At 63.2% G+C, this 20,732-nt stretch carries 23 protein-coding genes and 1 tRNA gene; 11 read left to right on the plus strand and 13 right to left on the minus strand.

Going from position 1 to position 20,732, the window contains the following annotated elements:
• Positions 1 to 3 precede the first annotated feature (3 nt).
• A complete protein-coding gene (locus V3C85_RS16780) occupies positions 4 to 1,143 on the minus strand; it encodes a HupE/UreJ family protein (protein ID WP_331796527.1) in 1,140 nt (379 codons plus the stop codon).
• 1 nt (position 1,144) lies between these two features.
• Between V3C85_RS16780 and V3C85_RS16785 the strand changes: the two genes are divergently transcribed.
• From V3C85_RS16785 to V3C85_RS16815, 7 genes are all read left to right on the plus strand, one after another.
• Positions 1,145 to 1,978 (plus strand): DUF4198 domain-containing protein, encoded by an 834-nt coding sequence (locus tag V3C85_RS16785; RefSeq protein WP_331796528.1) that lies wholly within the window; start codon positions 1,145 to 1,147, stop codon positions 1,976 to 1,978.
• Positions 1,979 to 2,033: 55 nt separating this feature from the next.
• Positions 2,034 to 2,639 carry a 3-isopropylmalate dehydratase small subunit gene (leuD, locus tag V3C85_RS16790; protein ID WP_331796529.1) on the plus strand — a complete coding sequence of 202 codons (606 nt, stop codon included), beginning with the start codon at positions 2,034 to 2,036 and terminating at the stop codon, positions 2,637 to 2,639.
• Positions 2,640 to 2,922: 283 nt separating this feature from the next.
• On the plus strand, positions 2,923 to 3,732 hold the full coding sequence (locus V3C85_RS16795; RefSeq protein ID WP_331796531.1) for a hypothetical protein: 810 nt from the start codon (positions 2,923 to 2,925) through the stop codon (positions 3,730 to 3,732).
• 35 nt (positions 3,733 to 3,767) lie between these two features.
• Positions 3,768 to 4,718 (plus strand): endonuclease/exonuclease/phosphatase family protein, encoded by a 951-nt coding sequence (locus V3C85_RS16800; protein ID WP_331796827.1) that lies wholly within the window; start codon positions 3,768 to 3,770, stop codon positions 4,716 to 4,718.
• A gap of 93 nt (positions 4,719 to 4,811) precedes the next feature.
• Positions 4,812 to 5,918, plus strand: a complete 1,107-nt coding sequence (gene leuB / locus V3C85_RS16805) for a 3-isopropylmalate dehydrogenase (RefSeq protein ID WP_331796533.1) — start codon at positions 4,812 to 4,814, stop codon at positions 5,916 to 5,918.
• 164 nt (positions 5,919 to 6,082) lie between these two features.
• Complete coding sequence (locus V3C85_RS16810; RefSeq protein WP_331796535.1) at positions 6,083 to 7,042, plus strand: DMT family transporter; 960 nt, start codon at positions 6,083 to 6,085, stop codon at positions 7,040 to 7,042.
• A 51-nt stretch (positions 7,043 to 7,093) separates the two neighbouring features.
• Positions 7,094 to 7,170 (plus strand) — tRNA-Pro (locus V3C85_RS16815).
• 25 nt (positions 7,171 to 7,195) lie between these two features.
• Here V3C85_RS16815 and V3C85_RS16820 read toward each other — a convergent pair.
• The 10 genes from V3C85_RS16820 to ilvD form a co-directional block, all read right to left on the minus strand.
• Entirely contained in the window at positions 7,196 to 8,098 is a 903-nt protein-coding gene (locus V3C85_RS16820; protein WP_331796537.1) for an ornithine cyclodeaminase family protein, read from the minus strand.
• A complete protein-coding gene (locus tag V3C85_RS16825; protein WP_331796539.1) occupies positions 8,095 to 8,718 on the minus strand; it encodes an HAD family hydrolase in 624 nt (207 codons plus the stop codon). Before V3C85_RS16825 ends, V3C85_RS16820 begins: the two co-directional genes overlap by 4 nt.
• The gene (locus V3C85_RS16830; RefSeq protein WP_331796540.1) at positions 8,693 to 9,643 is read right to left on the minus strand and encodes a DMT family transporter; all 951 of its coding nucleotides are present in this window, start codon (positions 9,641 to 9,643) and stop codon (positions 8,693 to 8,695) included. The genes V3C85_RS16825 and V3C85_RS16830 overlap by 26 nt, the downstream gene beginning before the upstream one ends.
• Positions 9,644 to 9,742: 99 nt before the next feature.
• Positions 9,743 to 10,192 carry a YaiI/YqxD family protein gene (locus V3C85_RS16835; protein ID WP_331796541.1) on the minus strand — a complete coding sequence of 150 codons (450 nt, stop codon included), beginning with the start codon at positions 10,190 to 10,192 and terminating at the stop codon, positions 9,743 to 9,745.
• Between the two features lie 3 nt (positions 10,193 to 10,195).
• Positions 10,196 to 11,026, minus strand: a complete 831-nt coding sequence (gene fghA / locus V3C85_RS16840; protein WP_331796543.1) for an S-formylglutathione hydrolase — start codon at positions 11,024 to 11,026, stop codon at positions 10,196 to 10,198.
• A gap of 5 nt (positions 11,027 to 11,031) precedes the next feature.
• On the minus strand, positions 11,032 to 11,961 hold the full coding sequence (locus V3C85_RS16845; RefSeq protein ID WP_331796545.1) for an AEC family transporter: 930 nt from the start codon (positions 11,959 to 11,961) through the stop codon (positions 11,032 to 11,034).
• 109 nt (positions 11,962 to 12,070) lie between these two features.
• Positions 12,071 to 12,445 (minus strand): hypothetical protein, encoded by a 375-nt coding sequence (locus V3C85_RS16850; protein ID WP_331796546.1) that lies wholly within the window; start codon positions 12,443 to 12,445, stop codon positions 12,071 to 12,073.
• 7 nt (positions 12,446 to 12,452) lie between these two features.
• Positions 12,453 to 13,226, minus strand: a complete 774-nt coding sequence (locus V3C85_RS16855; RefSeq protein WP_331796547.1) for a DUF6478 family protein — start codon at positions 13,224 to 13,226, stop codon at positions 12,453 to 12,455.
• Positions 13,227 to 13,367: 141 nt separating this feature from the next.
• On the minus strand, positions 13,368 to 13,955 hold the full coding sequence (locus tag V3C85_RS16860) for a hypothetical protein (protein ID WP_331796548.1): 588 nt from the start codon (positions 13,953 to 13,955) through the stop codon (positions 13,368 to 13,370).
• Positions 13,942 to 15,675 carry a dihydroxy-acid dehydratase gene (ilvD, locus tag V3C85_RS16865; RefSeq protein WP_331796549.1) on the minus strand — a complete coding sequence of 578 codons (1,734 nt, stop codon included), beginning with the start codon at positions 15,673 to 15,675 and terminating at the stop codon, positions 13,942 to 13,944. Before ilvD ends, V3C85_RS16860 begins: the two co-directional genes overlap by 14 nt.
• Before the next feature lie 190 nt (positions 15,676 to 15,865).
• Between ilvD and V3C85_RS16870 the strand changes: the two genes are divergently transcribed.
• The 4 genes from V3C85_RS16870 to V3C85_RS16885 all read left to right on the plus strand — a co-directional run bounded on the left by V3C85_RS16870 (position 15,866) and on the right by V3C85_RS16885 (position 19,803).
• Entirely contained in the window at positions 15,866 to 16,621 is a 756-nt protein-coding gene (locus tag V3C85_RS16870) for a DUF1624 domain-containing protein (protein WP_331796550.1), read from the plus strand.
• The gene (locus V3C85_RS16875) at positions 16,618 to 17,475 is read left to right on the plus strand and encodes a peptidoglycan DD-metalloendopeptidase family protein (RefSeq protein WP_331796551.1); all 858 of its coding nucleotides are present in this window, start codon (positions 16,618 to 16,620) and stop codon (positions 17,473 to 17,475) included. Before V3C85_RS16870 ends, V3C85_RS16875 begins: the two co-directional genes overlap by 4 nt.
• 127 nt (positions 17,476 to 17,602) lie before the next feature.
• Positions 17,603 to 18,529, plus strand: a complete 927-nt coding sequence (accD, locus tag V3C85_RS16880) for an acetyl-CoA carboxylase, carboxyltransferase subunit beta (RefSeq protein ID WP_331796552.1) — start codon at positions 17,603 to 17,605, stop codon at positions 18,527 to 18,529.
• Between the two features lie 35 nt (positions 18,530 to 18,564).
• A complete protein-coding gene (locus tag V3C85_RS16885) occupies positions 18,565 to 19,803 on the plus strand; it encodes a bifunctional folylpolyglutamate synthase/dihydrofolate synthase (protein ID WP_445942040.1) in 1,239 nt (412 codons plus the stop codon).
• Here V3C85_RS16885 and V3C85_RS16890 read toward each other — a convergent pair.
• The gene (locus tag V3C85_RS16890) at positions 19,800 to 20,420 is read right to left on the minus strand and encodes a TetR/AcrR family transcriptional regulator (protein WP_331796553.1); all 621 of its coding nucleotides are present in this window, start codon (positions 20,418 to 20,420) and stop codon (positions 19,800 to 19,802) included. The genes V3C85_RS16885 and V3C85_RS16890 overlap by 4 nt on opposite strands.
• Before the next feature lie 45 nt (positions 20,421 to 20,465).
• Positions 20,466 to 20,633 (minus strand): hypothetical protein, encoded by a 168-nt coding sequence (locus V3C85_RS16895; RefSeq protein WP_331796554.1) that lies wholly within the window; start codon positions 20,631 to 20,633, stop codon positions 20,466 to 20,468.
• Positions 20,634 to 20,732 lie beyond the last annotated feature (99 nt).

Below are 20,732 nucleotides of genomic sequence, written 5' to 3' on the forward strand. Positions count from 1 at the left end.
GGGTCAGAAGAACGCCCGCTCGACCGTCCACCACGCGCCCACCGCCGCGATGGCGCAGGATGCGGGCACCGCGATTGCGCTGCGATACCAAGGCTTTTTGCCAAAGGGCAGGCCCAGCGCCAGAAAGGCCACCAAAATCACCGCCAACTGGCCCAGTTCCACCCCGATATTGAACCCGATCAGCCCCACCACGAAACGGCTGTCTTGCAATCCGACATCGCCCAGCACCGAGGCAAAGCCAAGCCCGTGCAGCAGGCCAAAGCCAAACACAACCGCCACCCGCAACGGGCCGATGCGCCCGCCGCCGATGATGTTTTCAACCGCGACATAGACGATCGAGGCCGCGATCAGCGGCTCGACGATCTCGGCCGGCACCTGCACGATTTTCAGGCTGGCCAGCGCCAGTGTGACCGTATGGGCAAGGGTAAAGGCGGTGACCTGCGCCAGCATCGGCCCAAACCGCAGCGCATAGAAATAAAGGCCCAGCACGAACAGAATGTGATCAAGGCCCTTGGGGATGATATGTTCAAAGCCCGACACGATATAGCGCACAAAGACCGCGCCGGCGCTGTCATCCACCACCGTGTCACGCGGCAGGGCGTCGGACAGGGCACCCCCTGTCAGCAGCGCCGCATAAGAATTGGCATCGCCTTCGGCCTGACGCAGGGCAAGGCTGCCAAAGGCCGCATCCCAGCCGATCTGCACGGGGGTGCCATCGGCGGGCAAATCGGCCATCAGCACCAGAAAGGAATCGCGCGGCAGGCTGACATCTCCCACCTCGGGCACCGAAACGGTCAGGATGCGCGGCACCACCAGCGTGTCCCCCGCCTTGATCACAAAGCGCGGCGCAAGCCGGGGCCAGGCCCGCTCCAGTTCTGCGGTCAGGGTGCCGGGGTCTTCGGCGCGCAAGGCATCATAACGGTCGGAAAAGGGCGAGTCGTTGGTATCTTCCAGCCCGGCCAGATCCATTCCGGCCAACATGGGTTCCAGCGTCAGGCGGATGGTCAGCGCAACGGTATCGGCCCCAATGGCCACATCGGCCACGGCGGGCCGCACCTCATGCGCGCGGGCGGGCAGCGCCGCAATTGACATGACCAGAATCAGGGCCAAGTAACGAAGGAAGGAAAACAGGGGAACGGCCATCATGGATCTCATTCATTGGCGCAGCATCAGCCGCGTGATCGGTCTTGGGCTTATGATCGTGTCATTTAGCGCGACCTTGGCAAAGGCCCATGAATTCTGGCTGATGCCCGAAAACTTCTTGGTTCAGCCGGGGGGCAGCCTAAGGGTCGATCAGAAGAATGGCCAGCATATGAAGGGCGTGTCGATCCCCTATCTGCCCGGAGAGATCACACGGTTTGAGGTGGTGATGGGCGAAGATGTGGCCCCGGTTGTCAGCCGGTTGGGCGATATTCCGGCCCTTGACGGCGCAGCCCCCGACCAGAACGGGCTGGCGGTGGTGGTGCACGAAACCGCCTATAGCAGCCTGCGCTACAAGGAGTTTGCCAAGTTTGAAACCTTTGCAACCCACAAGGCCGCGCCCGAGGTTTTGGCCCAGCATCGCGCGCGGGGCCTGCCAGAGTCGGGCTTTACCGAGATTTACCGCCGCTTTTCCAAAGCCTTGATCGCTGTTGGCACCGGGTCCGGGGCCGATCGCGCCATGGGTTTGCGCATCGAGATCGTGGCGCAGGCCAACCCCTATACCGACGATCTGACCGCTGGCCTGCCGTTGCTGGTGCTGCTGGATGGCCAACCCCGCCCCGGTGTGCAGGTCGAATTGTTTGCCATGGCCGCCGATGGCAGTGTGACCGAGACGATGCACACCACCGATGCACAGGGCGTGGCGCGGGTGCCCGCGCAATCGGGTGTCACCTATCTGGCCGATAATGTGGTGATCGAAGCACTGCCCAACAATGACGCCAAGGCCGGGCCGGTGTGGAAATCTGACTGGGCGGCGCTGACCTATTTCGTCCCGTGACTGCTTGATGGGTGGCCTGTGCTGCGCTATGAGGCAGCAACGACAGGAGAACCCGATGACCCCCTTCACCACGCTGACCGGCATCGCGGCCCCCATGCCGCTGGTCAATATCGACACCGACATGATCATCCCCAAGCAGTTCCTGAAGACCATCAAGCGGTCGGGCCTTGGGGTGAACCTGTTTGACGAAATGCGCTATGACCGGCAGGGCAATGAGATTGCCGATTTCGTGCTGAACAAGCCGCAGTATCGCAAGGCCCAGATTCTGGTCGCGGGCGACAACTTTGGCTGCGGCTCGTCGCGCGAACATGCCCCTTGGGCCATCGCCGATTTCGGCATCCGCTGCGTGATTTCGACCAGCTTTGCCGACATCTTCTACAACAACTGCTTCAAGAACGGCATCCTGCCGATCGTGCTGCCCGAGGCCGAGCGCGATCTGTGCATGAAAGATGCCGAAAAGGGCGCCAATGCCCGGATCGAAGTCAGCTTGGCCGATCAGACCATCACCCTGTCCGATGGCACCAAGATCGGGTTTGACGTTGACCCCTTCCGCAAGCACTGCCTGATGAACGGTTTGGACGATATTGGCCTGACGCTGGAAAAGGCCGCCGCAATCGACAGCTTTGAAGCCAAGAATGCGGCACAGCGCCCTTGGGCCTGATTTCCCTTATACCACAATATCTTGGGCCGCCCCTTGGGGCGGCCTTTTTCTTGCCCCCAGTTTGATGCAATCCGGCGACAGTTCCTCCGCGAAAGCGCCCCATTGGTAAAGGAAGGTCCAAGAACTGATTGCGAGGCCAGTCGAAAGAAGGCACAAATTGGGCAAGATTGAGGCAGGCCGCCACAAATGGGGCGGAAATCATGGTCTAAGGCAGCCGCAAAGCACGGAGGCCGACCGCACGGAAGGTATGAAGGCAGTGGCTTCACGGGCAACCGGGGCATTGATGCGCGCATTTCTGATGGTGGCCGTTCTGGCGGCACCGTCACTTTTGCTGGACAGCGCATCAGGCGATTCAAGGCAACTCGTTGCACTTTTTGCCTTGTTTGCCGGGGCGCTGGTCTTTGCCGAATACAATTCGGAATATCCCAGTGTCACCGAATTCCGCGACGCCCCGCCCTTTAACCGCATCCGTTTTGGCATGCTGGTGATGACCGTGATGGGGCTGACCATCATCGAACGCGGGCAAACGGCGCCGAACAGCCTGTCGGAATTCGTGCAGGTGATTGGCGTGCTGATCGGCCAGGCGATGGATTTCCCCTATTCCCCGGTGCGCCTTGTCACGCTGACACTGGCGGGCGATGCCACCGCGCAGCAGATCGCCACAGTGCGCATTGCAGCGGGCATTGCCTATTTCACCTCGCTGATCTCGCTGTCGGTTTTTGTCATCTCGATCCGCATGGGCGCCTGGCCGATGAAGGATCGGCCCTTCAATGTCTGGGTGAACCTGCCAACCTTTGACCCGACGGCCGGGGGCGACGTTGTCACGCGGCTGGAACGCGATGGGCGCATCAACATTGCCCTTGGTTTTCTGCTGCCCTTTGCTCTACCCTTGGTTGTTGCACTTGGCAGCACCGGGCTGGACCCCGACAGGCTGACCTCGTCACAAACCCTGATCTGGACGATGACAGCATGGGCCTTTTTGCCAGCCAGCCTTTTCATGCGCGGTATCGCGCTTGGGCGCATTGCCGAGTTGATCCGCGACATGCGCCGCGCCAACGACCAGACCGACGGGCGCGCCTTGGCCACGGCCTGATCCTTGGGCTGTTGCTGGCGCTGACCACCCCGGCCATGGCCCAGGATCTGCGTCTGGGGTTCTGGAATGCCGATGTGCAGCGCAAGGGCCCCGGCCTGCTGGCCCGTGATCTGATGAAACTGGTCAATCAGGACGGCAGGCCCGATCAGGACAGTCTGGCCGATCTGGCGCAGGCTGTGCAAGCCATCGACAGCCTGAAGGCCGATGTTCTGGTGCTGAGCGGCTTTGATTACGATGCCGGCGGGCTGGCCCTGCGAGCGCTGAATGCGCAACTGGCGCAGCCCTATCCCCATCTGGTGCCCCTGCGCCCCAATACCGGGGTGCCAACCGGGCTGGATCTGGATGGCAATGGCCGCAACGATGAGGCGCGCGATGCCATGGGCTTTGGCCTGTTTCCCGGCCAAGGCGGCATGGCGCTGCTGTCGCGCCTGCCCGTTCTGCCCGATCAAGGCCAGGACCATTCGGCCTTTTTGTGGCGCGACTTGCCGGGCGTCGATCTGCCGCCCTTGCCCGATGGGGCCGCGGCACTGCTGCGCCTTTCGACCAATGGCCATCACGACACGGCCCTTGCCCTGCCCGATGGCCGGGCGTTCCACATTCTGACATGGCATGCCACCACGCCCGCCTTTGACGGCCCCGAAGACCGCAACGGCAAGCGCAACCACGATGAAACGCGGTTCTGGACGCTGCTGCTGGATGGCGCTTTGCCCGCCCCGCCCCCCGCAGCCCCCTTTGCGCTGGTGGGGCAGGCCAATGCCGACCCCGACAAAGGCGATGGCAACCCCGCGGCCATTCAGGCGCTTTTGGATGACCCGCGTCTGCAATCGGCCCTGTCGGGGGATACGTCGGATTATGGCGGCACCATCGGCCCGTTGCGCACCGCCTATATCCTGCCCTCGGCCGATCTGGCTGTCAGCGCGTCGGGTCTTGCCGCCGCGCCCGCGGGCGCAAGGCACCGCCCCATCTGGGTAGATCTGCACTTCTGACAGCGGGGCAACGCTGCTGCTGTGCCCAAATCCCTTGACCCCGGGGCAGACCTTGGCTAGGCCCGGTCCGACCCGATCAACAGGAGCCTATCCGTGGCAAATCCCTCCCTTCTGATCCTCGCCGGCGACGGCATCGGCCCCGAAGTCATGGCCGAAGTGAAAAAGATCATCGCCTGGATGGGCGACAAGCGCGGCGTCACCTTTGACGTCAGCGAAGATCTTGTCGGCGGCTGCGCCTATGACGCCCACGGCACCCCGCTGACCGATGCCACCATGGCAAAGGCGCAAGAGGTGGATGCCGTTCTTCTGGGCGCCGTTGGTGGCCCGAAATATGACAAGCTGGATTTCAGCGTAAAGCCCGAGCGCGGCCTGCTGCGCCTGCGCAAGGAAATGGATCTGTTTTCCAACCTGCGCCCCGCCCAGTGCTTTGACGCGCTGGCAGATTTCTCCAGCCTGAAGAAAGAGGTCGTGGCCGGTCTGGATATCGTGATCGTGCGCGAACTGACCAGCGGTGTCTATTTCGGCGAACCGCGCGGCATCTTTGTCGAGGGCAACGAGCGTGTGGGCATCAACACCCAGCGCTATACCGAGAGTGAAATCGCCCGCGTTGCCCGCAGCGCCTTTGAACTGGCCCGCAAGCGTGGCAACAAGGTCTGCTCGATGGAGAAGGCCAATGTGATGGAATCGGGCATCCTGTGGCGCGAAGTGGTGCAGGAAATTCACGACAAGGAATACCCCGACGTCGAGCTGAGCCATATGTATGCCGATGCCGGTGCCATGCAGCTGTGCCGCTGGCCCAAGCAATTCGATGTGATCGTGACCGACAACCTGTTCGGCGATCTGTTGTCGGATGCGGCGGCCATGCTGACCGGTTCGCTGGGCATGCTGCCCTCGGCCAGCCTTGGCGCACCGATGGCCAACGGCCGCCCCAAGGCGCTGTATGAACCCGTGCACGGTTCGGCCCCAGACATTGCCGGTCAGGGCAAGGCCAACCCGATTGCCTGCGTTCTGTCGTTTGCCATGGCCTTGCGCTATTCGTTCGATATGGGCGACGAGGCGACGCGCGTGGAAAAGGCCGTGGAAAAGGTGCTGGCCGATGGCGTGCGCACAGCCGATCTGATGGGCCCCGAAGGCGGCACCCCGGTGTCAACCAGCCAGATGGGCGATGCCATCATCGCCGCCCTCGACGCAAGCCTCTGACCCCCGCCTCTGACTCGGGCCTCTGACCCCGGCAGAAGACCGCAAAAGGCCCGCCATTCGTGCGGGCCTTTTCATTCCAGCTTGAGCCACCGGCGCGCTTCTGCCAAAAGGCCGATAGCGCAAACGGGTCTCTTTTCCAGCCCAAGCCAAAAAGGAAATGCACCATGGGACCGAACCTGAAAGGGGCGCTTCTGTCGCTGGCAGCTTTTGGCATCTATGCCACCCATGATGTGGTGATCAAATTCCTTGGCTCGGATTACAGTTCGTTTCAGATCATCTTCTTTTCCGGCCTGCTGGGGTTTCCGCTGATCACCCTGATGCTGATGAGCGATCCGACAGATGGCAACCTGATCCCCCGCCACCCGTGGTGGTCGCTGATCCGTGCCCTGACGGCTGTCAGCACCGGTGCTGCGGCCTTTTACGCCTTTTCCGTTCTGCCACTGGCGCAAACCTATGCCATTCTCTTTGCCATGCCGCTGCTGATCACGCTGCTGGCCATCCCGATGCTGGGCGAAAAGGTGGGCATCCGCCGCGGCCTTGCCGTTCTGGTGGGCCTGTGCGGCGTGCTGATCGTGCTGCGCCCCGGTTCGGCCGATTTGTCCTGGGGCCATGCCGCCGCACTTGGCGCTGCGGTGACGGGGTCGATCAACTCACTCATCGTGCGCAAGATCGGGGCGGCCGAGCGTTCGGCGGTGCTGATGATCTGGCCGATGATGGCCAGCGTTTTTGTCACCGGCGCCACCATGCCCTTTGTCTATGTGCCGATGCCGCTTGAACATCTGGCCTTGACCGGGGTCATCGCGGGCATGGGCTTTATCGCCGCCATGCTGGTGATTGCCGCTTATCGCGCGGCCCCGGCCGTCATCGTCGCGCCCATGCAATATTCCCAGATCATCTGGGCCGCCCTTTACGGATCGCTGTTCTTTGACGAACACCCCGACAAGTGGACGATCATCGGCACGGGCGTCATCATCGCCTCGGGCATCTATATCGTGCTGCGCGAAGGCACGTCGGATGCATCAAAGAACACACCGGTTCTGGCCAACAAATCCCGCGCCGAAACCGGCCTGATGCCGCGCATCAGCCTGCTGTTGAAACGCGGCGAAAGCCAGCGGGGCGACTAGGGAAATCCTCTTGCCATTCCCGGCAGAAGGGTTTAACCGAACGCCCACGGTCGGAGCGTAGCGCAGCCTGGTAGCGCACCTGCTTCGGGAGCAGGGGGTCGGAGGTTCGAATCCTCTCGCTCCGACCAAATTTCCCCGAACATTTCAGAACAGTCAGGCCCGTGCGGCCCAGACCCCGGCGATATAGTCGGCGGTCATCAGATCCAGATGCGCGCCACCGCCGTTCTTGGCAATGGTGATCTCCTCGTCAGAGCGCCGTGCATACAACGCCGGATCATCGTAGAAATCGGCAATCACATCCGCCTCGGCAATCGCGCCCGAGGCCAAGGGCTCGATCAACTCGCCGATATGGTGCAGCGTGGTGGCCCGCGAATCGACAAACAGCCGCGCCCGCGCCATGGCGGTGTCATCCACCTCACGCATGCCGGGCTTATAGGCCCCGATCAGATCAAGATGCTGGCCGGGTTGCAGCCAATCGCCCTTGATCAGCGGCGTGGTGGCCATGGTGGCGGTGCAGATGATGTCGGCCGCCTTGACCGCCGCCTCCAGATCCTCGGCCACGGCCTGCCCCATCGCCTCGGCACTGGCGCGGGTGCGGCTCCAGACGGTGAACCGTGCCGCCGGAAAGGCGCTGGAATAGGCGTCGATCATCGACCGCGCCACCGTGCCCGCCCCCACCAGCAGAATGCGCCGGGCATCCTTGCGCGCCAGCCGCCTGGCCGACAGCAAACTGTCGCCAGCCGTTTTCCACTTGGTCACCAGATGAAAATCGATCAGCGCCTTCAGCATCCCGGTCTGGTCGTCATACAAGGTGACGGCCCCGTTGATCGTGGGCTGCCCGGCAGCGGCATTGCCCGGAAACACCGTCGCCACCTTGACCAACTGGGCCAGACCATCAATCCAGGCCGCCCGGTTCAACAGGGTGTCACCGCCCCGATACAGGAACATATCCTTGATCTCGGCCCGTGGCCGCCGATGCCCGGCCTCGATCGCGGCGGTCAGCCCCGCCCAGGTCATCAACGCCTCTGCTTCCTTGCCGATCACCTGAATGGTCATAGCCCTGCCTCTGCCTGTGTCAAAAGACCAACGGCCACCAGACGCTCGGCCCAGCCCCGCCAACCGGTAAAGAGATGTGTCTGCCAGCCCTGCGCCGCCGCGGCGACAATATTGTCGGCCCGGTCGTCGGTAAAGATCAGCCGCCCGGGGGCCAGCCCGCAATCGGCCCCCACCGCGCGATAAATCGCCGGATCAGGCTTGATCATGCCCAAATGCCCCGACACATAGGCCCGGTCGAATTCGGCCAGAAAATCATATTGCGTCTGGGCATAGGCAAAACTGTGAATGCCAAAATTCGTCAGCGCAAACACCGGCACGCCCTTGGCCCGCAGCGCCCGCAGCAGGGCGATCGAGCCTTCGATCCGCGGGCTGGCCATATCGATCCAATGGTCATACCACCACCGGATTTCGCGGCCCCAATCCGGGTGCCGCGCGGCCCAATCGTAAATCGTTTCGCGAAACAGCGCGCCCGCGTCGATCAGATCATTCATGCCATGCAGATCAACCTCGGCAAACAGCCGCTGCCGCGCCTCTGGGCCAATCTGGCTGTCGTAAAACCGCTCGGGGTTCCATTCGATCAGCACATTGCCGATGTCAAACACGACCGCTTCGGGTGTCAAACCGTGTCTCCTGCCTGCGTCTGGTTTCGCGGTACAGCGTGTAAAGCCCGGCCCCGCAGATCAGCGCAATCCCTGCCCAGGCCGTCATGTCAGGCCATGTTCCAAAGATCATCACCCCCCAGAAAATAGCCATCGGCATTCCGGCATATTCAAACGGGGCAATCAACCCCGCTTCGCACAGACGATAGGCCTGACTGACCATCAGCCCCCCCACCGCCACCGCCACACCCGTGGCCAGAAAGGCGGGCAGATCGGTCAGCGCGGGCCAGACCCAGGGCCGGAACAAGAACGCCAGCGACGGGTTGGCAGACCCGGCGAATTTGCCATCGCCCACCACCAGCCCCATGGTGCAACTGACCAGAACAAAGCCGCATTGCACATAGAACGACAGGGTGATCGCGCTTTCGGTGGCCCGCATCCGCCGTGTCATCATATGGCTAGAGGCATAGCAAAACGCCGAAATCAGCACCAGAATGGCCGCAGGCTGAATCACGCCCGATCCGGGCCGCAGCATGATCAGCACCCCGATCATCCCCACCGACACCGCCGCCCAGCGCCGGGGGCCCACACTTTCGCCCAGCAGCACCACAGACAACAGAGTGACAATCAGCGGCGAGACATAGGCCACCGCCACCGCATCGGCCAAAGGCATGGCCGCAAGGCCCAGAAAATAGGTGACATTCGACACCATGACGATCGACACCCGGATCAGATGATCCAGCGGCTTTTGCGTGCGAAACAGCCGAAAGCTTTGCCCCGACAGGCGGATCAGCCCGGCCAGAAACACCAGGCCAATCACCGCGCGCACCAGGATCACCTCATGCAGGGGGTAATCGCCCGACAGAAACTTGATCGCGACATCATTGATCGACAGGGTCAGCGACCCACCAAGGGCCAACAGAATACCTGTCAACGTGGGGTTCACTGGCGGCAGGGCGGGGGATGCAGGGGGTAAGGCCATGCCGCCAGTAGAAGCGCCCCCAGACGCAAGCATCTAGCTTGTTTCCGACAAATTCGGGCGCATTCAGCCTTTCACACGCCGAACCAACCGGTCCAGAACATCCAGAAACCGCGACCGGTCGGCCTTGGAAAAGGGCCGCCCGCCGCCCTGACGAAAGGGATCGGCGCTGCGCAGATCCTGCATCAGATCGCGCGTGGCCAGCGCCATGCCGATATTGGCGGGCGTCAGTTCCTCGCCATTATGCTTGATCACCGCCGCCCCCGCCGCCACGCATTTCGCGGCCAGCGGAATATCCCCCGTCACCACCACATCGCCCGGCCCACAGGCCTCGGCGATCCATTTGTCGGCCTCATCCGGGCCTTCGGCCACAAAGACCGATTGCACCAAAGGGTTGGCCGACGGCCTTATACCGCCGTTCGACACCACCAGCATCGCCACCCCATGGCGCGAGGCCACGCGCTCGGCCTCGGCCTTGACGGGGCAGGCATCGGCATCAATGAAAATGCGCGCCATGGCCTAGCCGTAAATCGCCTTGGCGTGAAAGGCCATGTGATCCTCCATAAAGGTCGAGACGAAGAAATAGCTGTGATCATAGCCCTTTTGCATCCGGAAAATCCCGCCCTGCCGGCGGCTGGCCATGGCCTCGGACAAGGCCTCGGGCATCAGCAGATCAAGGAACTGATCCTGCGTGCCCTGATCAATCAGGATCGGCCCGTCAAACCCACGCTTGCGCATCAACAGCGTTGAATCATGCGGGGCCCAGGCCGCCTCATCCTTGCCCAGATAGGCCGCAAACTGCTTGCGCCCCCAATCGCTGGCCGTGGGGTGGCAAATCGGCGCAAAGGCCGAAACCGATTTGAACCGCCCCGGAAAGCTCATCGCGATGGTCAGCGCGCCATGGCCGCCCATCGAATGACCCATGATCGCCTGCGCCTCTTCGGCCAGCGGAAAGGCGTTGAACAAAAGGGTCGGCAGTTCCTCGGTCACGTAATCCCACATGCGGAAATGCGGGGCCCAGGGTGCCTCGGTCGCGTTGACATAAAAGCCCGCGCCCTGCCCCAGATCAAACGCCGGGTCATTGGCCACGCCCTCGCCCCGCGGCGAGGTATCGGGAAAGATCAGCGCCACCTGCGCCTCGGCCGCCCAGCGCTGCGCACCCGCCTTGGCCATGGCGTTTTCATGTGTGCAGGTCAGCCCCGACAGATACCAGACCACCGGCACCGCCCCATCCTCGGCCGCTTCGGGCAGATACAGGCCAAAGGTCATATCCCCCCCCGTCGCCTGCGACGCATGGGTATAAACCCCTTGCACCCCCCCGAAACAGCGGTTTTCCGAGACCGTCTTCATTGCGCTTATCCTCCATGAACCATGGCGATCACCCATGTCACCGTCAGCACCGAGGCCGCGGTTGACAGCAGGATCGCCGTTGAAACCCGTTGCGGCGCCACCCCATAATGGGCCGCCAGAATATAGACATTGCCCGCCACCGGCAGGGCCGCAGCCGCAATCATCACCGATGCGGCAAAGGGCTCGACCTGAAAGACAACCAGCGCCGCCACGGCCACCGCCGCCGGATGCAGCACCAGCTTGCAAAAGGCCAACCAGCCCGCCACCTGCACCCGTTCGGCACTGCGCCCCGCCAGCGAGGCGCCAATGGCAAACAGCGCCCCCGGCGTGGCCGCCGCGCCCAAAGTGCCCAGAAAATCATTCACCGGCCCCGGCACCGGCCACCCCGTCGCCCCCCAGGCCAGCCCCAGCACGATCGACACGATCATCGGGTTCTTCAGCAAGCCCAGCCCCAGCACGCGCAAAATGCCCAGGCTCATCCGCCCTTCGCGCACACCCGTGATCACCAGCGTGATCACCGAGGAAAACACGATCAAATCAATCGCCAGCACCAGCAGCACAGGGCCCGCCGCCGCCTCACCCAACAGCAGAACCAGCATCGGCACCCCCAGAAAGCCGACATTGCCGATCACCGCGCATTGCGCCTCGACCGCCGCCTCTTCCACCGACACGCGCCGCCACAGCGCCACCGCCGTTGCCAGCGCGTAAACGACCAGACAGCCCGAAAGATAGGCCAAGACGAAATTCCAGTCGAACACCGCCCCCAGCGACAGATTCGCCGCAAAACGGAACAGCATCGCCGACAGCGCGAAATAGAACACGAATTTCGTCAGGGCCGCCGTCGCCTCGGGGCTGAAAAACCGGCTGCGCCCGGCCAGATAGCCGGTGCCGATCAGCGCAAAGAAGGGAAGCGTTTTCAGAAGGATCGGCAGCATCGGTCAGCCCGCGATTAACTGGCCCGACCGTTTCACGTTCCGCCCCCCGGTTCAACCCGCCGCCGCAGCCGGAAACGCCCCGCAAACCGCCCCGCCAACCGCACAGGCCTCAGGCCATGGTTTCCAGACAGTGGCGGCGAAAGGCGCGCTTCAGCATATCCAGCTCTTGGCGCAGCAAATCCACCTCGGCGCGCAGGTCATCTTCCATCGCCACCCCGGTGATGATGGTGAAATGCGCCAGCGTATCGCCCGACGGCTTGTTCTGAATCAGAAACGTCTGCACCCCATCGGTCAGCACCTCGGCCGGAATCGGCACCTGAACGGCCCATTCGCCATCGCGCCCGGTGACAGGCTCTATCCGCAGGCCCGGCATCGGGCGCTCCAGCAGCAGCACTTCCAACTCGGGGCGGGTTTCGCTGCCCGATAGCACGCCTTCCCACATTCCGGCGCGAATGCGCGTCTTGGTCAGCTTCATCTCCTGCATCGCCGCCTCACAATTCCGCCCGCGGGCGACGGCTTAGCGTCACATCCCGCAGAATGATCTGGTTCATTTCCGGCCCCTCAAAAATCAGGTCCACCCACAGCCGCTCGATCCGACGCTCGTTCACCTTGGTATAGGCAAGGTCGAACTCAACCATCACATCCTCATCGCCCAAGGGCAGCTCGCGCACGATCTGTTCGACATTGGGGCCATGCTTGATGTTCAGCCGCGCGAAAATCTCCAGCGGCTTTTCCATCTCGACGATCACATCCAGCCGGATCAGATGCCGCAGCTTCAACCCTTCGGCCGCGCCGGGTGGCAGATCCAGCACAAGGCTCAGGAACGATCCGTCAAACCGGAACACATCCATCCGAAAACCAAAGGGCGCCAGATCGGCCTCTCGCGTGTTGCGGATCTGGCGCACGGTCAATTCGCTGCGGCGGCAATCGTGAAACACCGTCGCCCCGTCACACACAACCGCCCGGCCCGGCACCGATGAAAAGCCCGGCACGGGAATGGGGCCGCGCCACAGATCAGGCCGCCACGTCCAATCGGTGCCAAGCGGTTTGCGAATGGCGTTCGACCCGATCACCGGCAGCGCAAGGCGGTGTTCGGCCTGATGCAGCACCCTGTCCAGATGCCGCCGCATCGTGCGCGCGCGGCTGCGCAAACTGCGCAGGGCGTCCAGATCCATCTGCGGCGCACGTTCGGCCAACGATGCCCAGCGCCGTTGGACTCGTTTTTGCAAGAACTGGTCCATCCAGTCGGTCAAAGAGCGAGCCATTCACGCATCCGAAACATTCCCCAAACCCCAAGGCCATTGTTTACAGCCTGGAAACGATTCCTTTATTGCCGCAAACGGGTTAAGACTCCACCCCCTTGCTGGGATGTTTGCGTGGGGTCAGCGCGTCCGCCCACCTTGCGCCTAAGGCCGGTTCGCCCGTTGCAAGGCTTTGGCCGCCGCCTCAACCAGCTTGCGGCCCTCGGGCGGGGGCAGGTTCGGCCCCGTCGCACTGACCGACACCAGATAGCCGGCCACGGGCAGCATCGCCCGCCAGTAATTGCCTACCGCCTTGTCCTCGATCCGGGCCAGAAACACCCCCTCTGCCATCAGCGCCGTGCCGATGGTCACATCCCCGGCCCGCCCCCTGCGGCTGACCGAGGCACGCCCGGTCTCTGACGCCAGGAACGCCGCCAGCGCGGCACCGCCCGCCGTCATCACACCAGAGCTGCCCCGCGCGCCCACCGAAACGGTCAGCACCGCAGGCGGGGCTTCGCTTTCGGCCGAACAACGCCCAAGCAGAATGGCGGCCGAGCTTTCGGTCTCGCGCAGGCTTGACCGGTCGGGGCAGTAATCCGTGGGCCCGGCAATGCGCACCGCCCCATCCCGCACCGTGACGGTTTGGGTCGGTGTCAACAAAGACAGCGCCGGCAAGGTCGGCAGGCCCTTGGCCGGCTGACACGCCGCAAGGGCCAGGGCCAGCGCGATCCAGCCCCCTTTACTGATCCGCATAGACATGTCGCTCCGCCTGCGCGCCCGGATGTGTCACAGCCCCCCACCGGGCGCCGCCCACCATCTTGGCAAATTTCCACACCGCCCCCGACGCATATTGCGTGGGCCGCGGCCCCGCCCAAGCGGCCTTGCGCGCCGCCAGTTCATCGTCTGGCACAGCCACGCTCAGGGTGCCCGACACCGCATCAATGGTGATCACATCCCCCGTCTGCACAAGGGCAATCGGCCCGCCATGCGCCGCTTCGGGGCCAACATGGCCCACACAGAACCCGCGCGTCGCACCGCTGAACCGGCCATCGGTGATCAGCGCCACCTTCTTGCCCATCCCCTGCCCCGACAGCGCCGCCGTCGTGGCCAGCATCTCACGCATCCCCGGCCCGCCCGCAGGCCCCTCATTGCGGATCACCAGCACCTCGCCTTCGCGATAGGCGCGCGTCTTGACCGCTTCAAAGGCATCTTCTTCGCATTCAAACACCCGCGCAGGCCCGGTAAACACCTGATCAGCCGCACTGATCCCCGCCACCTTCACAATCGCCCCATCCGGCGCCAGATTGCCCCGCAGCCCGACCACCCCCCCGGTGGCCGTGATCGGCGTCTCGACCGGATAGATCACCCGCCCATCCGCCGCCCCGGTGATCTTGTCCAAAGCCTCGCCCAGCGACTCGCCACTGGCGGTCAGGCAGTCCAGATGCAACAGCCCCGCACGCGCCAGTTCCTTCATCACCACCGGCACGCCGCCCACCTCATAAAGATCCTTGGCCACATATTTCCCACCCGGCCGCAGATCGACGAAATAGGGCGTATCGCGCATGATCTGCGCCACATCGAACAAATCAAAGGCGATCCCCGCCTCATGCGCGATGGCGGGCAGATGCAGGGCCGCATTGGTGCTGCCCCCCGTGCAGGCCACCACCCGCGCCGCATTCTGCAAGGATTTCAGCGTGACGATATCGCGGGCCCGGATGTTCTTTTCGATCAACCGCATCACCGCGGCCCCACTGGCCTCGCCATAGTGATCGCGGCTTTCATAGGGCGCCGGCGCACCCGACGAATTCAGCAGCGCAAGGCCAATCGCCTCGGACACACAGGCCATCGTGTTGGCGGTATATTGCGCCCCACAGGCCCCCGAGGTCGGGCAGGCCACCCGCTCCAGCACATCCAGTTCGGCATCGCTGAAATTGCCCGCCTGATGGCTGCCCACGGCCTCGAACACATCCTGCACCGTCACATCGCGGCCCTGATACTGGCCCGGCAGGATCGACCCGCCATACAAGAACACCGACGGCACATTCAGCCGCACCATCGCCATCATCATGCCCGGCAGGCTTTTGTCACACCCCGCAAGGCCCACCAGCGCGTCATAGCAATGGCCGCGCATCGTCAATTCCACCGTATCGGCAATGGCATCTCGGCTGGCAAGGCTGGCGCGCATGCCTTCATGCCCCATGGCAATGCCATCGGTCACGGTGATGGTGGTAAACTCGCGCGGCGTGCCCCCTGCCGATTTGACCCCCCGCTTGGCAACCTGCGCCTGACGGTTCAGGCTGATGTTGCAGGGTGCGGCCTCGTTCCAGCAGGTGGCAACCCCAACCAGCGGCTGATGGATCTCCTCCTCGGTCAGCCCCATCGCATACAGAAAGCTGCGATGCGGGGCGCGTTCGGGGCCCTCGGTCACATGGCGGCTGGGAAGGCGTGATTTGTCGAACCGAGGCTTCGTCATGGGGAACCCTTTCCAGATTGTCACCCTTGGGAATAAGGGCGAAGCGCCCACGGGGCAAGGCGCGCAACCCCGCAGACGTGGAAAAGCCCGCAGACTTGGAAAAGTTGGCGCACAAGATCGGGGCCTTTCGCTTTGCCACGCCCTCGGCTAGCCTGCGCCAAAGGCCCCACAGGCCCAGCAAAGAAGACCCATGGCCCCGCCCAAACCTGCCCCGCGCCACCCGGCCCCGCAACGCATCGTCGCGCTGGATCACGCCCGCAGCCTTGCGCTGCTGTGCATGGCCGTCTTTCATTTCGCCTTTGACCTGATGCTGTTCGGCCATGCCGCGCCCGGCCTTGTCTTTCAGGGCTTTTGGCCATGGTTCGCCCGCGGCATCGCCTCCAGCTTTCTGCTGTTGGCCGGGGTGTCGCTGTGGCTGGCCCATGAACGGCAGATCCGCTGGCGGCCCTTTGCCAAACGCTTTGGCATCGTCGCCGGAGCGGCCGTGCTGGTCACACTGGCCACCTATTACACGATGGGCGCGCAATATATCCGCTGGGGCATCCTGCACATGATCGCCGCGGGCAGCCTGATCGGCCTTGCCTTCCTGCGCCTGCCGCTTCTTGTGGTGCTGGCCACGGCTGCCGCGGCCTTTGCCGCGCCGCATTACCTGCGATCGCCCCTGTTTGATGCCCCCGCCTTTATCTGGCTGGGCCTGTCCACCCAAACCCCGGTGACGATGGATTACGAACCCATCCTGCCGTGGATCTGCCCGGTTCTTCTGGGCATCGCCGGGGCGCGAATGATGTCACGCGCGGGGGTTTGGGCACGGCTGGCGCGCTGGCAACCGGGGCGGTTTGGCCATGCGCTGGCCTGGCCGGGGCGGCACAGCCTTGCGATTTACCTGATTCACCAGCCCGTGCTGTTCGGCGCAGTCTGGGCCTATACCCTTTGGATAAAGCCATGATCCCCGACCAGCCCGATCTTTACGCCGCCCTGCGCCAGTCTGGTGTCGCGCCCCAGGATCTGCCGCAGCTTTTGGCCAGCGCGGCGCCGCAGGTGGCCCAGCGCCTTGCCCCCATCGACAAGGGGCTGCTGGCGGCGATCCTGCGCGCGGGAGCGGGGGGCCCGGCCATTCCGCAGGCCGCTGAAATCATCGCCTATCTGCGCCGCACCCCACCCACGCCGCTGTTTCACCCAGACCCGGCCAGCGCCCGCCTGCTGGCCCTGCCCACCACGGGCCAGCACCCCGACATGCCCGCCTTTTCCGACCCCGCCTTTGATCCGTGGTTTGCGGCCTGCCATGTTGATTACGGCATCGGCCTTTATGGGGAAAACCGCACCGTCTATGCCACGCCCCAATTCGCCGACACCGCCAGCCCCGAGCGTCGGACGATCCACCTTGGCATTGATGTCTTTGCCCCGGCGGGCACACCCGTCTTTGCCCCCTATGCGGGCCGTGTGCATGTGCTGGCCTATAATGCCGACCCGCTGGATTACGGCCATACCCTGATCCTTGAACACCGGGCAGGCGATGTGCCGTTCTTTACGCTTTACGGTCATCTGGGGGGCAGCCTGCCCCGGCTGCTGTCATCGGGGGCCACGGTGCGCGCGGGCCAGCATATCGCCGATCTGGGCGACTGGCCCGAAAACGGCGGCTGGGCCCCGCATCTGCATTTTCAGATCATCACCGACATGCTGGAACAAACCGGCGGCAATTTCTTTGGCGTGGGCCATGCCAGCCTGTGGGATATCTGGCAAGACATCAGCCCCGATCCGAACCTGATCCTGCACCTGCCTGACAGCGCAATTCCGCGCTGACAGGGGCTGCGCGCGTCTGTACGGGGGGTGTACGCCGTCTGTACAGCAGGTGACAGCCTGCCGATTGCAATTCTCGGCCTGTTTCTCTATCTCAAGGCATCCGTCGGAACCCGAAAGGCCCGCCCGCATGAACTGGATTTCGAACTACGTTCGCCCCAAGATCAACTCGCTGTTTTCCCGCCGCGAGGTGCCCGAGAACCTTTGGACCAAGTGCCCCGAATGCGGCACCATGCTGTTCCACCGCGAATTGGCGGGCAATCTGAATGTGTGCAGCAACTGCGAACATCACTTGGCCATCTCGCCACGCGATCGCTTTAAGTCTTTGTTTGATGGCGGTATTTTTACCGAGGTCAAGGTCAAGGATCCGGTCGCCGACCCGCTGCATTTCCGCGATCAGAAGAAATATCCCGACCGCCTGAAGGCCGCGCAAAAGGCCACGGGCGAGAAAGAGGCGATGCTGGTCGCCGAGGGCGAAATGGGCCGCACCCCGGTGGTGATGGCCGCGCAGGATTTTGCGTTCATGGGCGGATCGATGTCGATGTATGTCGGCAACGCCATCATCGCCGCCGCCGAACGCGCCGTAAAACTGAAACGCCCGCTCATCCTTTTCTCAGCCGCCGGCGGCGCCCGCATGCAGGAAGGCATCTTGGGCCTGATGCAGATGCCGCGAACAACCGTTGCAATTCAAATGCTTAAAGAGGCAAAGCTGCCCTATTTGGTGGTGCTGACCCACCCGACGACGGGGGGGGTTACGGCCTCTTACGCCATGCTGGGCGACGTGCAGATTGCCGAACCCAACGCCCTGATCGGCTTTGCCGGGGCGCGTGTGATTGAACAGACGATCCGCGAAAAACTGCCCGAAGGCTTTCAGCGCGCGGAATACCTGCTTGATCACGGCATGCTGGACCGTGTGACCCATCGCAAACAGATGCGCGATGAGTTGATCACCATTCTGCGCATGCTGATGGGCCATCCCCCAGCGGTCAAAGGTGATTTGCCGCCCCCCGCCGATCTGGCCGCCGCGGGCGAAACCACCCCTGAAACGGCAGGATAATCTTGGCTCATTCCTCTGATGTGATCCTTGAGCGTATGATGACCTTGCACCCCAAGGTCATCGACCTGACCCTTGATCGCGTGCACCGCCTGTTGGCTGCGCTTGGCAACCCTGAACGCGATTTGCCACCGGTGATTCACATCGCCGGAACCAATGGCAAGGGCAGCACCCAGGCGATGATCCGCGCAGGGCTGGAATCGCAGGGCCTGAGGGTTCACGCCTATACCTCGCCGCATCTGGCGCGGTTTCACGAACGCATCCGCCTGGCGGGCGAGCTGATATCCGAACCGGCGCTGGCTGCGCTGCTGGATGAATGCGTTCAGGCCAATGGCCCGGATGAAATCACCTTTTTTGAAATCACCACCTGTGCCGCGCTGCTGGCTTTTGCCCGGACACCTGCCGATTACACCCTGTTGGAAGTGGGGCTGGGGGGTCGGCTGGACGCAACGAATGTGGTGGGAAAGCCTGCGCTTAGCATCATCACGCCCGTCAGCATGGATCACGAATCCTATTTGGGGGATACGCTGGCCAAGATTGCGGGGGAAAAGGCGGGCATCATCAAACGCGGCGTGCCCGTGATCGTCGGCCCCCAAGCCGAGGCCGGGCTTGAGGTGATTGAGTCCACCGCTGCCCGTCTGGGGGCACCCAGCCTGGTTCACGGCCAGCACTGGACCGTGTGGGAGGAGCGTAACCGCCTGATCTATCAGGATGAAAACGGATTGCTTGACCTGCCGCCACCCAATCTGCCAGGGCCACATCAGTTTCAGAATGCGGGGGCTGCCATTGCCGCTTTGCGCCATCTGGGCCATGGCCCCGAGGCCTGCGAGGCCGCGGTAACAGCGGCCGTTTGGCCCGCCCGGATGCAACGCCTGCGCCAAGGCCCGTTGGTGGATGCCGCCCCGCAAGCCGAGCTTTGGCTGGACGGTGGCCATAACCCTGCGGGCGGAGAGGCCGTCGCCGCCACGCTGGCGCGGATGCCCAAGCGTGAGACACATCTGATTTGCGGCATGCTGAACACCAAGGATGTGCGCGGCTATATGGCGCCGCTGGCCGGGCAAGTCACACGGCTGCATGCCGTTTCGATTCCCGGGGAAAAGGCCACCCTGCCCGCCGAAGCCACCCGTGATGCCGCCCAATCCGTTGGTATAGCGGCGGAAACGGCGGACAGCGTGGCGCAGGCCTTGGCACAGATCATATCCGTCGCGCCACAGGCGCGGGTGCTGATCTGTGGGTCGCTGTATCTGGCCGGGGCGATCTTGCGCGAAAACGGCTAAGTGCCGTAGCAGCGCATGAACATATGCACCGCCCCCTCGATCACCCTTTTGCGGTCGATGGGGGTGCAGCAATCGGCCATGCCGAAAATCAGGCGTTCGTGCAGATCTGCCTTGCACAGCTGCAAGAACTGTTCCGCCGCCAGATCGACATCATCGATTTTCAGCACCCCGCGGGCCACAGACTTGTGCAGGTATTCGGCCACCCGATCACGGATAAGCTGCGGGCCAGAATGGTAAAATTCGTGGCCCAAGCCCGGAAACCGATCACTCTCGGCAACGCAGATACGAAAGACGCGCTGGCCAAAATCTGACAGGATAAAAGCCAATATCCGCTCGGCCGCCAGCCGCAAGACCTGATCAACGGGCGCGGTATCGTTGATCAGTTCTTCTGCTTCATCCGCCTGCCGCCGGCATTCGGCCTTGGCCACCTCCATGAACAACAGGCGCTTGTCGGGGAAATAGCTGTAAAGCGTGGCCTTGCTGACACCAGCCTCGCGGGCGATGTCATCAACCGAGGCCCCGTCAAAGCCATCGCGCAAGAAGACCGTTCGGGCGCCATCAAGCACCTGATCAAACTTGCGCCCCTTGCGGACCTTTTGTGAAGCCGTTGCATCCATGGGCCGACCATAGGGCAGGTCTGGGGGCAACGGCAAGCGGCGCGCTTATTTGCAGACGGATGGGGTGCTGGCGGGTTGCTCGCAGCCTTTGGTGGACCCGGTGACGGTGTCATCGGCCGGCCAAGTCAGCCGCGGCAGATCAATCGCGACAGAGCCGGCAAAGGCGGGCGCACCGGCAAGGACCAAGGTCAGGGCAAGAAGGACGTTACGCATTGGAAACCTCTGATTTGAACTTGTTCGTTCAGAATCTTTTCTGAACCGTTTGGTTCAGTTTTGCAAGACAAATTTGAACCGATCAGTTCAGTTTTTGGC

Source organism: Pseudotabrizicola sp. L79 (genome assembly GCF_036553525.1).
In the GTDB taxonomy this organism is placed as follows: Bacteria; Pseudomonadota; Alphaproteobacteria; order Rhodobacterales; family Rhodobacteraceae; genus Pseudotabrizicola.